Genomic DNA, 14,399 nt, shown 5'->3' with positions numbered 1-14,399 from the left:
CTGCGCGATGGGCTCAGCCCGCCCTGGGCAGGTCCGCCAGCACGCCCTCGAGCTCAGCCAGTACCGCCGGATCATCCAGGGTCGAGGGTGGCGCGTAGTCCTGCCCATCGGCAATCTTGCGCAGCACCGCCCGCAGGATCTTGCCCGAACGGGTCTTGGGCAGGCGCTTGACCAGCCGCACCCGGTTGAAGCAAGCCAAGGCGCCAATCTGCTCGCGCACACTGGCCACCAGCTCGCCCTGCAGCTGCACCTCGCCAATGCCCTGCCCGTCCTTGAGCACCACCAGCGCCAACGGCACCTGGCCCTTGATCTCGTCGTGCACGCCGATCACCGCGCATTCGGCCACCGCCGGATGGCGCGCCACCAGGTCCTCCATCTCGCCGGTGGACAGGCGGTGGCCGGAGACGTTGATGACATCATCGGTGCGCCCCATGATGTAGACGAAGCCGTCATCGTCCAGGTAACCGCCGTCACCGGTGTGGTAGTAGCCTGGATAACTGTGCAGGTAGGCCTGCAAATACCGCTGGTGATCGCCCCACAAGGTCTGACTGCAGCCAGGGGGCAACGGCAAGGCAATGACGATGGCGCCCTGCTGGTTAGGCCCCAGCGGCTTGCCGTCATCGTCCAGCACCTGCACGTGGTAACCCGGCACCGCGCGGTTGCTCGACCCCGCTCGCGCAGCGCTGCCTTCAAGCCCCACGCACGGCGCGGTTACCGGCCAGCCCGTCTCGGTCTGCCACCAGTGGTCGTGTACCGGCTTGCCAGTGACCCGCTCGAGCCAGGCGTGGGTGCTGGAGTCGAGCTTCTCGCCGGCGAGGAACAGTTGGCGCAGCGAGCTCAGGTCATGCCCACGGAGCAACTCGCCTTCCGGGTCTTCCTTACGGATGGCCCGCATGGCGGTAGGCGCGCAGAACAGCCCGTTGACCCGATACTGCTCGACGATACGCCAATAGGCCCCGGCATCCGGGGTGCGAATCGGCTTGCCTTCGTAGAACAGCGTGGTGCAGCCGCTCATCAATGGCCCGTAGACGATCAGCGAATGGCCAACCACCCAGCCGACGTCGGAAATACCCCACCACACGTCACCGGCCTGCATGCCATAGATATGCCGCATGGCATAGCACAGGGCGACCGCGTTGCCGCCGTTTTCGCGGACGATTCCCTTGGGTTTGCCGGTGGTGCCGGAGGTGTACATGATGTACAGCGGGTCACCGGCATCCAGCGCCACAGGTGCCACCGCCTCGGCGCCGCCCAGTGCCTGCTGCCAGTCCAGGTCGCGTCCGGCTTGCAGCTCGGCGCGGGCCTGGGGCCGCTGCAGCACCAGCACATGCCGCGGCTGGTGGCGGGCCAGTTGCAGGGCGCGGTCGACCAGCGGCTTGTACTCGATCACCCGGTCGAACTCCAGGCCGCAGGAGGCGGTAAGCAGCAAGGCGGGCCGGGCATCGTCGATCCGCAGCGCCAGCTCGTTCGCGGCAAAGCCACCGAACACTACCGAGTGCACCGCGCCGATGCGCGCGCAGGCGAGCATGGCCATGGCCGCCTGGGGCACCATCGGCATGTAGATGATCACCCCGTCGCCCTTGCCCACGCCCAGGCTGCGCAGCAGGCCGGCCAGGCGCGCGACTTCGTCGCGCAGTTGCAGGTAGGTGAAGGTTTGCTGCGCGCCGGTCACGGGCGAATCGTAGATCAACGCCAGTTGTTCGCCACGGCCCTGCTCGATCTGCTGGTCAAGGGCCAGGTAACAGCTGTTCAGGCGACCGTCGGCGAACCAGCGGTGGGTGCCATCGGCGTTGCGCTGCAAGGTGATGGAAGGCTTGCGCTGCCAGGCCAGCTGTTCGGCCTGGGCCTGCCAGAAGGCCGCGGGATCGGCAATGGAATGGGCGTAGCTGTGCTGATAGGTCATTGGTTCGCAACCCGGTACTTGTTGTTATTGAAGGGCGAGCCTGGAGTATGGACCGGCCCTGCGCCCTCGCCATCGGACTTAAGTCGCAACCCATATGCAGATTTGCAGGGACTAACGCTCTAGAATAGTCAGCCCCGACTCAAGAGCCGCTCCATGCCTACCCTCGACGACCTGCGCGCCGGCCGCCTGCGCGGCATCACCCGCCTTGACCTGCGCCAAGACCTGACGCACTTCCCCCACGAGATCTTCGAGCTGGCCGACAGCCTGGAAGTGCTCGACCTCACCGGCAACGCCCTCACCGACCTGCCCGAGGACCTGCACCGGTTGCACCGGCTCAAGGTGCTGTTCTGCTCGGAGAACGCCTTCACCCACCTGCCACTGAGCATCGGCCGTTGCCCGCTGCTGGAGACCGTGGGGTTCAAGAGCAACCGCATCACCCAGGTCGATGGCCAGGCCCTGCCGGCGAGCCTGCGCTCGCTGGTGCTGACCGACAACGCCCTGGAGCAACTGCCCGACGCCCTCGGCGACTGCGCCCAACTGCAAAAGCTGATGCTCGCCGGCAACCGACTGACGGCGCTGCCCAGCAGCCTGGCGCGCTGCGAGCGCCTGGAACTGCTGCGCATCGCCAGCAACCGCCTGACAGCCCTGCCCGACTGGCTGTTGCACCTGCCGCGCCTGGCCTGGCTGGCCTACGCCGACAACCCGCTGCCCCAGGGTTTTGTCGCGCCAGCTACCGATGGCCACTGCCCCACGCTGCACTGGCGCGACATCCGCCTGGAACAGGAACTCGGCCGCGGTGCCTCGGGGCTGATCCACCGGGCGCACTGGTCAGGCCAGACAGCGCCGGTGGCAGTCAAGCTGTACAAGGGCGCGATGACCAGCGACGGCTCGCCGCTGGCGGAAATGAGCGCCAGCATCGCTGCCGGCGAGCATCCGCAACTGGTGCGCCTGGCCGGACGTATCGACGATCATCCTCAAGGCCTGCCGGCGCTGGTCATGGCGCTGATCGATGGGCATTGGTCGAATCTCGCCGGCCCGCCTAGCCTGGACAGCTGCACCCGCGACCGCTACCCCGAGGCTCGGCGCTTGGCCTTGCCAACAGTCCGCCGCCTGGTGGCCGGCATCGCCTCGGTGTGCGCCCACCTGCATGGGCGTGGCCTCAATCATGGTGACTTGTATGCCCATAACATCCTGTTCGATGAAGACGGCCAATGCCTGTTGGGGGATTTCGGCGCGGCATCGTTCCATCCGCCCGCTGCCAGGGCATTGGAGCGCTTGGAAGTACGCGCCTTCGGCATCCTCGTGGAAGAGTTGCTGGGCTGCTGCGAACAGGACGACCAGGGTCTGCGCGAGCTGGCCAGGGTTTGCCAGCAAGCGCAAGTGCTGGCACGCCCGTCCTTTGCCGAGATAACCGCAGGTTCGCTGTAGCCGCTGCGGCGGCTGGCACCAGCTACGCCGGTGTTCGCCCCATTAGGGTGCAAAGCCTCTAGAATAGGCCACCCCTCCAGCCACAGAGCGTCACCATGGACATCGATCAGGCCCGAACCTTCCTGGAAATCGTGCGTTGCGGCAGCCTGGTCGCCGCCGCCGAGCGCCTGTTCGTGTCGCAGACAGCCATCACCGCGCGGGTCCAGCGCCTGGAGCAGCAACTCGGCTGCCAACTGTTCGTGCGCAGCCGCAACGGCGCCAGCCTGACCAGCGACGGCGAGGCCTTCGTCACCTACGCCAACCAACTGGTACAAACCTGGGAAGCGGCGCGCCGCGACCTGCCACTGCCCCAGGGCTGCCAGCAGGTACTGCATGTGGGCGGTGAGGTGAGCCTGGGCAACCCGATGATGCTCGACTGGGTCAGCGCCCTGCACCATGAACTGCCCAGCCACGCGATCCGCAGCGAGGTGAGCGATGGCGAGTCGCTGCTGCGCAAGGTCGAGATGGGCCTGCTGGACGCTGCGCTGGTTTACCAGCCGACCTACGGCCCAGGCTTGCAGGTTGAGCAGTTGATGGAGGAAAAACTGATCCGCGTGCGCCGCATCGACGCCCCCGAGCCGTACATCTACATCGACTGGGGCGAAGCATTCCGCCGCCAGCACGATGCCGCCCTGCCCGACCTGTCACGCCCGGCGCTGAGTTTCAACCTCGGGCCGCTGGCCTTGCAGTTCATACTCGACCAGGGTGGCAGCGGCTACTTCCGTACCCGGGTGGTGCAAGCCTACTTGCAAAGCGGGGTGTTCGAGCGGGTACCACAGGCGCCGGAGTTCACCTACCCGACCTTCCTGGTCTACCCGCGCAAGCGCGACAGCGAGGCCCTGCAACAGGCCTTCACGGTGCTGCGCCGGCTGGTGGCAGCCGGCGACAGCGACTGGTCACAACGCTGGGACCCGCTGATCTGAGCCCTGCGTCGCGGCATTGAGCAAGTGCCGCTTGAGCCCGGCGATCAGGTCGGTCTGGGTGATAACCCCCACCAACTGGTCAGCGTCGAGCACCGGCAGGCAGTGCAGCCCCTGCTCGCTGAGCAGCGGCAGCAGGCGCTCCAGTGGGTGCTGGCTGCCGACGCTGACCACTCGGCGGCTCATCACCTGCTCCAGGCGCACCACCTTGCGCCGCCACAAGCCGCGCCAGCTGAACCGGCCACGGGCCATCGCCGGGCCAACCAGGTCGCTGAGGCTGACGATCCCCACCAGGCGCCCGCCATCGAGCACGGGCAAGGTCTTCAGGTGATGACTGGCGAGCATCTTCCAGGCCTGTTCGAGGGTGGTGCGCGGCGTCGCCGATTGCACATCGCGAGACATCACCGCGCTAGCGGTGATGCCGCCCAGGCTGCGTTGCAAGGCATGTTGCTCGGTCGCCAGGATGATCCGCTCCAACTCGTCGCGGGTCACGTCGACGAACTCACCGATCTCTGCAAGGGCCTGGTCCAGATCCTCGGCGTTGATCCCGACCCGCTCGCCGGGCAACGGGTCGTGGGTGTGGTGCAGGTCCTTGCGCGGGGCCGTGCCCTTGGGGTAGCGCACGCCGGTCAGGCGGTTGTAGAGCACCGCCACCGCGACCAGGATCAAGGCATTGAGCAGCACCGGCTCGAGCAGGTGGTCACCCAGCGCCACCAGCCCCGGATCGGCCAGTACCGCGCTGACCGCCACGCCGCCACCCGGCGGGTGCAGGCAGCGCAGCAAGCACATCGCCAGGATTGCGATGCCCAGCGCGGCGGCGGCGACCCACAGGCCGTCGCCGAAGCCATGGCGCATGGCCAGGCCCACGGCGCCGGCCAGGGCGTAGCTGCCCAGTACTGGCCAGGGCTGCGCCAGCGGCCCTGAGTGCACGGCGAACACCAGCACCGCCGAGGCCGCCAGCGGCCCGAGCAGGTGCAAGGCGACCGACGGCCCATACAGCAGGCTGCACAGGTAACCGGCGAGGAACAGGCCGAGCAACGCGCCAAGGCCTGCGCGCAGCCATTCTCGGGGTGGGATGTTCAGGGGCGCCGGGAGCAGGCGGTGCAGACGGTTTTCGGGACGCGAGGCAGACATCGGGAGATCGGATCGTGTTGTTCTGGTTGAAAAAGAAAGCCCAGCGTTACCAGCCTGGGCCCTGTATTGCCAAGGCAATAGCGCAAGGGGCTCCGTCCATGGAGAGATGGAAACCAAGCGGTTTCGTGAGGGGCGATTGTGCCGAGTCGCTCGGCAATGGGCCAATTCAAAAAACTGCGGCTGTACTGCAATTTTTTTGCATGGTTGATCTGCTGCCGATAGCGCGCGAGCTGCGTGCCAGCGGCTTGCCCCGCGATAGGATCAACGCCCCTTGCGCGGCAGCTCGATGCTCACCCGCAAGCCGCCGAGGGTGCTGTCGAGCAAGGCGATACGCCCGCCCCAGGCTTCGACGATATCGCGCACGATCCCCAGCCCCAGGCCATGCCCATCGACCTGCTCGTCCAGCCGCGCGCCCCGCTCCAGCACTTGCTGGCGCAGGTCCTGGGCAATCCCAGGGCCATCGTCATCGACCCACAGCTGGAAACCCTCGGTGGTCGGCGCGATGCCTAGGCGCACCTCGCTGTCGGCCCATTTGCAGGCGTTGTCCAACAGGTTGCCGAGCAGCTCCAGCAGGTCCTCGCGGTCCCACGGCAGCAACAGCCCGGGCGGCACGTCGCGCTCGAGCGACAGACCTTCGCCATGGATCATGCCCAGGGTCGACAACAGCCCGGGCAATTCGGCGTCGCAATCGAACTGCGCGCCGGGCAACGCGTCCCCTGCCAGGCGCGCACGGTTGAGTTCGCGAGCCAGGCGCTGCTGGATCTGCTGCAACTGCTCGCGCATCTGCTCGCGCACCTGCGGCAACGCTTGCAAACGCTCGCTGGCGGCAAGGCTGAGCAACACCGCCAGCGGCGTCTTCAGCGCGTGCCCCAGGTTGCCCAGGGCGGTGCGCGAACGGCGCAGGCTGTCTTCGGTGTGGGCCAGCAGGTGGTTGATCTGGTCCACCAGCGGTTGCAGCTCGCTGGGCACTTCGGCATCCAGTTGCGAACGCTGGCCCTGTTGCAACTGGGCGATCTGTTGCCGCGCGCGCTCGAGCGGACGCAACGAGCGGGTCACGGTGAAACGCTGCAACACCAGCACCAGCAACAGCGCGAGCGCGCCCATGCCCAGGCCGATCTGCTGCATGCGTCGGAAAACCTCGCGCACCGGCGAGTAGTCCTGGGCCACGCTGATGGAAATATCCTGCCCCAGGCGCCGGTAATCGCCGCGGTAGGCCAGCAATTGCTGGCCTTTGGGGCCGAGTTCATGGCCATCGTCCAGCCCCGGGCGGGCTGGTTTGGGCATGTCCAGGTCCCACAGCGAGCGGGAGCGCCAGGTACCTTGGTCAAAGTCGATGCGAAAGTAATATCCCGAGAACGGCTGCTGGTAGGCCGCCGACAACCGACGCTCATCCAACTGCAGGCCGGAAGGCCCGCGTACCAGCGCCACCAGCAGGTTCTCGCTCTCTTTGCGCAGGCCATTTTCCAGGTAGCGCTGCAAGCCCGCCTCGAACAACCACAGACTCACCTGCGCCAGACCCACGCCGACCAGCACCAGCACGGCCACCAGGCCCAGGCTCAAGCGCGCCTGGATCGACTTCACGCGACGTTCCCGGCGTAGACGTAGCCCTGGCCACGGCGGGTCTCGATCACGCTGCGCCCGAGCTTGCGGCGCAAGTGGTTGACGTGCACCTCGAGCACATTGGAGTCGCGCTCGGTCTCGCCGTCATACAGGTGCTCGGCCAAATGGCTCTTGGATAGCACTTGCCCCGGGTGCAGCATGAAATAGCGCAGCAGGCGAAACTCGGCGGCGGTCAGTTGCACGTCGGCACCGTCGCGGCTCACGCACTGGCGCGCTTCGTCCAGGTGCAACCCGGCGGCCTCCAGCGTCGGCTGGTTGGCCAGGCCCTTGGCCCGGCGCAGCAGGGCCTGGATGCGCAGTTGCAGCTCCTCGGGGTGGAATGGCTTGGTCAGGTAATCGTCGGCGCCGGCCTTGAGGCCTTCGATGCGCTCGGCCCAGGAACCGCGCGCGGTGAGGATCAGCACCGGGGTGGCCAGGCTCGCCGCGCGCCACTGCGCCAGCACCTCGAGGCCGGGCAAGCCTGGCAGGCCGAGGTCGAGGATGATCAGGTCGTAGGGTTCGCTCTGGCCCTGGTACACCGCGTCACGGCCATCGGCCAACCAGTCCACGGCATAACCCTGGCGTTGCAGGGCGGCGGTCAGTTCATCGACCAGGGGCACGTTGTCTTCGACAAGCAGCAGGCGCATTCAGTCGTCTTCCTCGTCCTTGAGCAGGGCGCCGGTTCGGGCATCGTACTTGATTTCGCGGACCACGCCGGCCGGGGTCAGCAGCTCGACCTCGTATTCGTAGCGGCCGTGCTTTTCTTCCAGCTCCGCCTCCAGCAGGCGCGCCCCGGGGTAACGCCCCAGGGCGGCATCGTGCAGTTGCTCCAGCGGCAGGATGACGCCCTGCTGCCGAAGCTCCAGGGCCTCATCCTGATCCAGGTCACGGGCGGCGGCGAGCGAACTGACGGCCATCAGGGCCAGGGCCAGGCAGCGCGCCGTTCGCGGCAGATCGGGCATCAGTTGTCTCGCTCGTCCTTCAGGACTTCACCGGTCTTGGCGTCCAGGTCCACGTCCCACTCGACGTTCTGTGCGTCACGCAGTTCGACCTTGTAGATGTAGCGACCGTATTCGTTTTCAAGCTCCGAGCCGGTCACGGTGGCGCCCGGGTGCTTGGCCACGGCGGCGGCCTTGAGTTCGTCCAGGGACTTGATGGTCTTGGCGTTCACCAGCTTGACCACTTCGTCGGGCTGCACGTCCTTGGCGAAGGCGGCATTGGCACCGAAAGCGAGGGCGGCGGCGGTGAACAGGGCAGTCAAAGTTTTCATGAGGTTCTCTCCAGCGAGATGTGCAATTTGTCTACGGGGTTAAGATTAACCACCGGTCCTTAACTCAACCTGAAAACAGCTGGCCGCATGATAGCGCAGCTCATGCAGGCCCGTACGCAATCCCTTGCAGGAGCGGCCTTGTGTCGCGAAAGGGCTGCGCAGCAGCCCCCGGGATTTCAGCGTTTTTGCAAAGATCGCCGGGGCCGCTTTGCGGCCCTTTCGCGACACAAGGCCGCTCCTACAGGGGGATGTGTACGTCCAGCCCCGCGATACGCTCTATACTGCCCGCCTCCCGACCCGAGGCCCCGCCATGAGCGCCATTCACATCAAGTACCCCGCCCTGACCTTCAAGGCCGGCCAGCGGGCCTTGCACCAGATCCGCGAGCGCGGTCTGCGGGCCGAGGATGTCGGCGTTCTACCCGGCGCAGCCGGTGGCCCCAAGCCACTGGGGATCCAGGGCCTGGACCTGGCCCTGTTCGGTGAATGGCTGCCCACCGCGCCGCGCCCGCGCGCGCTGATCGGCGCCTCGATCGGCGCCTGGCGCTTCGCCAGCGCCTGCCTCGACGACCCGGTGGCCGGCATCCGCCGCCTCGGCGAGCTATATACCGAACAGGACTTCGCCAAGGGCGTGACCGCCCGGCAGATCAGCCAGAGCTGCCAGCGCATGCTCGACGAACTGCTGCAAGGCCGCGACGGGCAGATCCTCGCCAACGCGCACTACCGCCTGAACATCCTGGTAGTGAAAAGCCACGGCCAGCTCGCCCACGACCACCGTGGCCGCCTGGGCCTGGGCCTGGGCGCGGTGATCGCCAGCAACCTGCTGGGCCGCGCGCGCCTGGCCCGGCATTTCGAGCGGGTGATCCTGCATGACCCGCGCACCTCGCCGCCGCTGGATGCCCTCAGCGACTTCCCCTCGCGCTGCCTGCCACTGGCCCCAGCCAACCTGCGCCATGCCCTGCTCGCCTCGGGCTCGATCCCGATGGTCATGGAAGGCGTGCGCGACATTCCCGGCGCAGGTACCGGCACCTACCGCGACGGCGGCCTGCTCGACTACCACCTCGACCTGCCCTACAAGGGCGACGACCTGGTGCTGTACCCGCACTTCACCGACAAGGTGGTGCCCGGCTGGTTCGACAAGGCCCTGCCCTGGCGCAAGGGTGACGCCACGCGCCTGCAGAACGTGCTGCTGATGACCCCGTCGCCGCAGTACCTGGCCGCCCTGCCCTACGGCAAGCTGCCGGACCGCAACGACTTCAAGCGCTTCATGGGCGATGCGCCGGCACGCAAGCGCTACTGGTACAAGGCCATCGCCGAAAGCCAGCGCCTGGGCGACGAACTGCTGGAACTGATCGCCACCGGGCGGCTGCACGAACGGTTGCAAGCCTTGTAGCGGTCATGCTGGTAGACTGCGCGCATTATCGATTCACACAGAGTTAAGACCAGCGTGGAAATCTTCAAGGAATTTACATTCGAATCCGCCCACCGCCTGCCCCACGTCCCGGCCGGCCACAAGTGCGGCCGCCTGCATGGCCACTCGTTCAAGGTCGCGCTGCACCTGACCGGCCCGCTCGACCCGCACACCGGTTGGATTCGCGACTTCTCCGAGATCAAGGCGATCTTCAAGCCCATCTACGAGCAGTTGGACCACAATTACCTGAACGATATTCCCGGCCTGGAAAACCCCACCAGCGAAGTGATCGCCAAATGGATCTGGGACCAGGTCAAGCCGCTGTTGCCGGAGCTGTCCAAGGTACGTATCCACGAAACCTGTACCAGTGGTTGCGAGTACACCGGCGACTAGGCTCTGTATGAAAAGTCTTGAGACGAAGGTCAGGCGAGGCTGTTTTCAACGCAGCATGAACGAGTATCAAGGCTTTTCGTACAGAGCCAAGTGCGCCTGACTCAGGGCGCTGGTCATGGGAAGGGGTACTTCACGACTTCCAATGTCACGCGCCCGGCCTGCCCGCCATGGCTGTTCAAATAGGGCACCCCGAACTGCTTGTAGCGCCTGACCGGTGAATCGTCGAAATTCGTAAGCTTCAAATTGTGACGCATATTTTCAATTTTCAAGCGCGTCGGGGTTAGCCCCTCAAGACGCCACAAATCACTGGCCGCGATAATCGTGCGTTTGCCCGCCTCGGATGCACTGACGTACATCGCCAGGTAGCCGGCGTAATCGGCATCCATGGCATAGTTCATGATCCTCGGCGGCGCATCGACACGTCTCGCCGCAGGCCTTATCTGGTAGTAGTAACCGCCGCCAAACCCACGTCCCTCGTAAAGACCAAACCAGAAAAGGTCGAACAAGACGCCCTTTTCTCCTTGCACGGCGAGGGGCTCGGCGCGCATATAGGTGTCCTGCCCATCGTGGCCGTCGAAGCGCACCCACACCGGGAGAATCCCCGGCGCCTTTTCGTCCCAGTGTCCTGACTCGACCGTGACTTCATCCTCTTGCCACCACATCCTGGCAAGGAAAGAACCACTGGCGTCATAACGGTAAAAAAGCGGCATCGCTAACCCCTTGAATGAATATCAGGGGACCTTGCCATGGCGCGAAGGTGGTTTTCAGATGGAACGGCTACTCGCGCGACACATCGACGAGAAAGCGCGGGGCGATATAGCGCTGGTAATGCGCCTCGGACAGCAGGAAGAACTCGCGATCGATGGCATCGCGCAACTGTGGCAGCTCCCAGTCGCGAAACTCCGGCAGCAGCGCCATCCCGTAGGCCTCCAGATCGCGGATCATCCGCGCCCCACGGGCGATCAACTGGTAGGCCCAGCAATACTCAGACTGGTGCGCGACGAAGCGGATCGAGCGCTGCTCCAACTGCTGGCGCAACAGGCTTTTGTCGAACACTTCCAGCTTGGCCATCATCACCTGCACCAGCAGTTGTTCCAGGCGCAGCCAGACCGCGCGCTTCTGTTCATCGTCGTAACCGTTCCAGTGGATCACTTCGTGGTGGAAGCGCTTGCAGCCACGGCACACCAGGTCTCCGTAAACCGTAGAGCAAAGGCCGACGCAAGGGGTCTTGATGGACTGGTTGGACATGGAAAAACAACGGCTTGGCGGGGGAACACCGGGTCATGTTAGCCCTTTGTCTAACCAGGGTCACCCGTTAAAGTCATGATCGGCGCCTTACCTTCGGCTTTTTTTTGCCGTAGAATCACACCGCCTTTTCAAGGCAACCATGTCCGTTGGAAGCTGTTTTCAAAGCGTCACGAGCACAGTTGATCCGGCAGAACGGCGTTGGCCCGGGCCATGCACCCCTCGCATGCCCGCGCCAGCCCTCATCAGCTCCCGTTCTGCAGGCGTAAAACTTTGAAAGCAGCTTCTGTAAGGATTCTCTGCGACCCTGGCTGGGCGACTCAAAAAGTCGTCACCGCGCATGGGTGCATGGAATGCTGGATGAGCGTCCCGGACTCCCTTTAGGGACCACTGATGAGGGTAATAACTGTGCTTGAAGCCTACCGCAAACACATCGAAGAGCGTGCCGCTCTGGGTATCGTGCCCCAGCCGCTGAACGCCGAACAAACTGCAGGCCTGGTCGAGCTGCTGAAAAACCCGCCGGCCGGCGAAGAAGCCTTCCTCGTAGACCTGATCACCAACCGCGTTCCGCCAGGGGTCGACGAAGCCGCCTACGTCAAGGCCGCTTTCCTGTCCGCTATCGCCAAGGGTGAAGCCAAGTCGCCGCTGATCGACCGCAAGCACGCCACCGAGCTGCTGGGTACCATGCAGGGCGGCTACAACATCGAAACGCTGGTCGCGCTGCTGGATGACGCCGAACTCGGCGCCGTCGCGGCCGAACAGCTCAAGCACACCCTGCTGATGTTCGATGCCTTCCACGACGTGGCCGAAAAAGCCAAGGCGGGCAATGCCCACGCCAAGGCCGTGCTGGAATCCTGGGCTGCCGGCGAGTGGTTCACCAGCCGTCCGGCGATCGCCGACAAGTACACCCTGACCGTGTTCAAGGTGCCTGGCGAAACCAACACCGACGACCTGTCCCCTGCCCCGGACGCCTGGTCGCGTCCTGACATCCCGCTGCACGCCCTGGCCATGCTGAAGATGGCCCGTGACGGCATCGAGCCTTCGCAGCCTGGCTCGGTCGGCCCGCTGGCGCAGATCGAAGCGGTCAAGGCCAAGGGCCACCCGGTCGCCTACGTCGGTGACGTGGTCGGTACCGGTTCCTCGCGTAAATCGGCCACCAACTCGGTGCTGTGGTTCTTCGGCGACGACATCCCCTACGTGCCGAACAAGCGCGCCGGTGGTTTCTGCTTCGGCACCAAGATCGCCCCGATCTTCTACAACACCATGGAAGACGCCGGCGCCCTGCCGATCGAGTTCGACTGCACCAACCTGGCCATGGGCGACGTCATCGACGTCTACCCGTTCAAAGGTGAAGTGCGCCGCCACGACAGCGACGAACTGGTCACCAGCTTCGAGCTGAAGACCGAAGTGCTGCTGGACGAAGTCCGCGCTGGCGGTCGTATCCCGCTGATCGTCGGCCGTGGCCTGACCGAGAAAGCCCGTGCCGAGCTGGGCCTGGCCCCATCGGACCTGTTCAAGAAGCCAGAGCAACCAGCCGCTTCGACCAAGGGCTTCACCCTGGCACAGAAGATGGTTGGCCGCGCCTGCGGCCTGCCGGAAGGCCAGGGCGTGCGCCCAGGTGCCTACTGCGAGCCGAAGATGACCACCGTCGGCTCCCAGGACACCACTGGCCCGATGACCCGCGACGAGCTGAAAGACCTGGCGTGCCTGGGCTTCTCCGCCGACCTCGTAATGCAGTCGTTCTGCCACACCGCGGCTTATCCAAAGCCGATCGACGTCACCACCCACCACACCCTGCCAGACTTCATCCGCACCCGTGGCGGCGTGTCGCTGCGCCCAGGCGACGGCATCATCCACAGCTGGCTGAACCGCATGCTGATGCCTGACACCGTCGGTACCGGTGGCGACTCGCACACCCGCTTCCCGATCGGCATCTCGTTCCCGGCCGGCTCGGGCCTGGTGGCCTTCGCCGCCGCCACCGGCGTCATGCCGCTGGACATGCCAGAGTCGATCCTGGTGCGCTTCAAGGGCAAACTGCAACCTGGCATCACCCTGCGTGACCTGGTCCATGCCATCCCTTACTACGCCATCCAGAAAGGCCTGCTGACCGTCGAGAAGAAAGGCAAGAAAAACGCCTTCTCCGGCCGCATCCTGGAGATCGAAGGCCTCAACGACCTGACCGTCGAGCAAGCCTTCGAGCTGTCCGACGCCTCGGCCGAACGCTCCGCCGCCGGTTGCACCATCAAGCTGCCGGAAAAGGCCATCGCCGAATACCTGCAGTCCAACATCACCCTGCTGCGCTGGATGATCGGCGAAGGCTACGGCGATGCCCGCACCCTGGAGCGCCGCGCCCAGGCCATGGAAGCCTGGCTGGCCAAGCCTGAGCTGCTGTCGGCCGACGCCGACGCCGAATACGCCGAAATCATCGAAATCGACCTGGCCGACGTCAAGGAGCCTGTGCTCTGCGCGCCGAACGACCCGGACGACGCCCGCCTGCTGTCTTCGGTACAGGGCGAGAAGATCGACGAAGTGTTCATCGGTTCGTGCATGACCAACATTGGTCACTTCCGCGCCGCCGGCAAGCTGCTGGACAAGGTCAAGGGCGGTATCCCGACCCGTCTGTGGCTGGCCCCGCCAACCAAGATGGACGCCCACCAGCTGACCGAGGAAGGCTACTACGGCATCTACGGCAAGGCTGGCGCGCGCATGGAAATGCCAGGCTGCTCGCTGTGCATGGGTAACCAGGCACGTGTGCAGACCGGCTCGACCGTGGTCTCCACCTCGACCCGTAACTTCCCGAACCGTCTGGGCGACGCCACCAACGTGTACCTGGCCTCGGCCGAGCTGGCTGCTGTCGCTTCGATCATCGGCAAGCTGCCGACCGTTGAAGAGTACATGCAGTACGCCAAGGACATCGACAGCATGGCTGCCGACGTCTACCGCTACCTGAGCTTCGACCAGATCGCCGAGTTCCGCGAAGCCGCGGCCAACGCCAAGATCCCGGTGGTTCAGGCGTAAGCTGAGCAGTACGTTGTAGAAGAGAGCCCCGGTAGCGATACC

13 protein-coding genes are annotated in these 14,399 nt (G+C 65.3%); 5 read left to right on the top strand and 8 right to left on the bottom strand.

Annotation, left to right across the window (positions count from 1 at the left end):
• Positions 1-13 precede the first annotated feature (13 nt).
• Entirely contained in the window at positions 14-1,903 is a 1,890-nt protein-coding gene (locus ACODS5_RS15130) for a propionyl-CoA synthetase (RefSeq protein WP_489109038.1), read from the bottom strand.
• A gap of 153 nt (positions 1,904-2,056) precedes the next feature.
• On the opposite strand from ACODS5_RS15130, the gene ACODS5_RS15125 reads away from it, so the two are divergent.
• Together ACODS5_RS15125 and ACODS5_RS15120 are read left to right on the top strand one after the other, a co-directional pair.
• Entirely contained in the window at positions 2,057-3,331 is a 1,275-nt protein-coding gene (locus ACODS5_RS15125; RefSeq protein WP_489109037.1) for a leucine-rich repeat-containing protein kinase family protein, read from the top strand.
• Between the two features lie 95 nt (positions 3,332-3,426).
• Entirely contained in the window at positions 3,427-4,293 is an 867-nt protein-coding gene (locus ACODS5_RS15120) for a LysR family transcriptional regulator (protein ID WP_134690204.1), read from the top strand.
• On the opposite strand, the gene ACODS5_RS15115 is transcribed toward ACODS5_RS15120, so the two are convergent.
• The 5 genes from ACODS5_RS15115 to ACODS5_RS15095 all read right to left on the bottom strand — a co-directional run bounded on the left by ACODS5_RS15115 (position 4,267) and on the right by ACODS5_RS15095 (position 8,293).
• On the bottom strand, positions 4,267-5,424 hold the full coding sequence (locus ACODS5_RS15115) for an HPP family protein (protein WP_134690203.1): 1,158 nt from the start codon (positions 5,422-5,424) through the stop codon (positions 4,267-4,269). The genes ACODS5_RS15120 and ACODS5_RS15115 overlap by 27 nt on opposite strands.
• A gap of 261 nt (positions 5,425-5,685) precedes the next feature.
• Complete coding sequence (locus ACODS5_RS15110) at positions 5,686-7,005, bottom strand: sensor histidine kinase (protein WP_489109036.1); 1,320 nt, start codon at positions 7,003-7,005, stop codon at positions 5,686-5,688.
• On the bottom strand, positions 7,002-7,670 hold the full coding sequence (locus tag ACODS5_RS15105) for a response regulator transcription factor (protein ID WP_134690201.1): 669 nt from the start codon (positions 7,668-7,670) through the stop codon (positions 7,002-7,004). The genes ACODS5_RS15110 and ACODS5_RS15105 overlap by 4 nt, the downstream gene beginning before the upstream one ends.
• Positions 7,671-7,985, bottom strand: coding sequence for a PepSY domain-containing protein (locus tag ACODS5_RS15100; RefSeq protein ID WP_489109035.1), 315 nt, complete (start codon positions 7,983-7,985; stop codon positions 7,671-7,673). It abuts the gene before it with no gap.
• Entirely contained in the window at positions 7,985-8,293 is a 309-nt protein-coding gene (locus tag ACODS5_RS15095) for a PepSY domain-containing protein (protein ID WP_489109034.1), read from the bottom strand. The genes ACODS5_RS15100 and ACODS5_RS15095 overlap by 1 nt, the downstream gene beginning before the upstream one ends.
• Before the next feature lie 310 nt (positions 8,294-8,603).
• On the opposite strand from ACODS5_RS15095, the gene ACODS5_RS15090 reads away from it, so the two are divergent.
• Positions 8,604-9,683: a patatin-like phospholipase domain-containing protein gene (locus tag ACODS5_RS15090; protein WP_134690198.1), complete on the top strand. Its 1,080-nt coding sequence runs from the start codon at positions 8,604-8,606 to the stop codon at positions 9,681-9,683.
• 54 nt (positions 9,684-9,737) lie between these two features.
• The gene (gene queD, locus ACODS5_RS15085) at positions 9,738-10,094 is read left to right on the top strand and encodes a 6-carboxytetrahydropterin synthase QueD (protein ID WP_134690197.1); all 357 of its coding nucleotides are present in this window, start codon (positions 9,738-9,740) and stop codon (positions 10,092-10,094) included.
• Positions 10,095-10,207: 113 nt separating this feature from the next.
• On the opposite strand, the gene ACODS5_RS15080 is transcribed toward queD, so the two are convergent.
• Both ACODS5_RS15080 and ACODS5_RS15075 read right to left on the bottom strand, forming a co-directional pair.
• Entirely contained in the window at positions 10,208-10,804 is a 597-nt protein-coding gene (locus ACODS5_RS15080; RefSeq protein ID WP_489109033.1) for a hypothetical protein, read from the bottom strand.
• A gap of 67 nt (positions 10,805-10,871) precedes the next feature.
• On the bottom strand, positions 10,872-11,342 hold the full coding sequence (locus tag ACODS5_RS15075) for a DUF1289 domain-containing protein (RefSeq protein ID WP_489109032.1): 471 nt from the start codon (positions 11,340-11,342) through the stop codon (positions 10,872-10,874).
• A 405-nt stretch (positions 11,343-11,747) separates the two neighbouring features.
• Here ACODS5_RS15075 and acnB point away from each other — a divergent pair, with 405 nt between their 5' ends.
• Entirely contained in the window at positions 11,748-14,357 is a 2,610-nt protein-coding gene (gene acnB / locus ACODS5_RS15070) for a bifunctional aconitate hydratase 2/2-methylisocitrate dehydratase (protein WP_134690241.1), read from the top strand.
• Positions 14,358-14,399: the final 42 nt, after the last annotated feature.

Source organism: Pseudomonas sp. FG47 (assembly GCF_057809115.1).
This window is presented reverse-complemented; position numbering and strand designations above follow the sequence as displayed.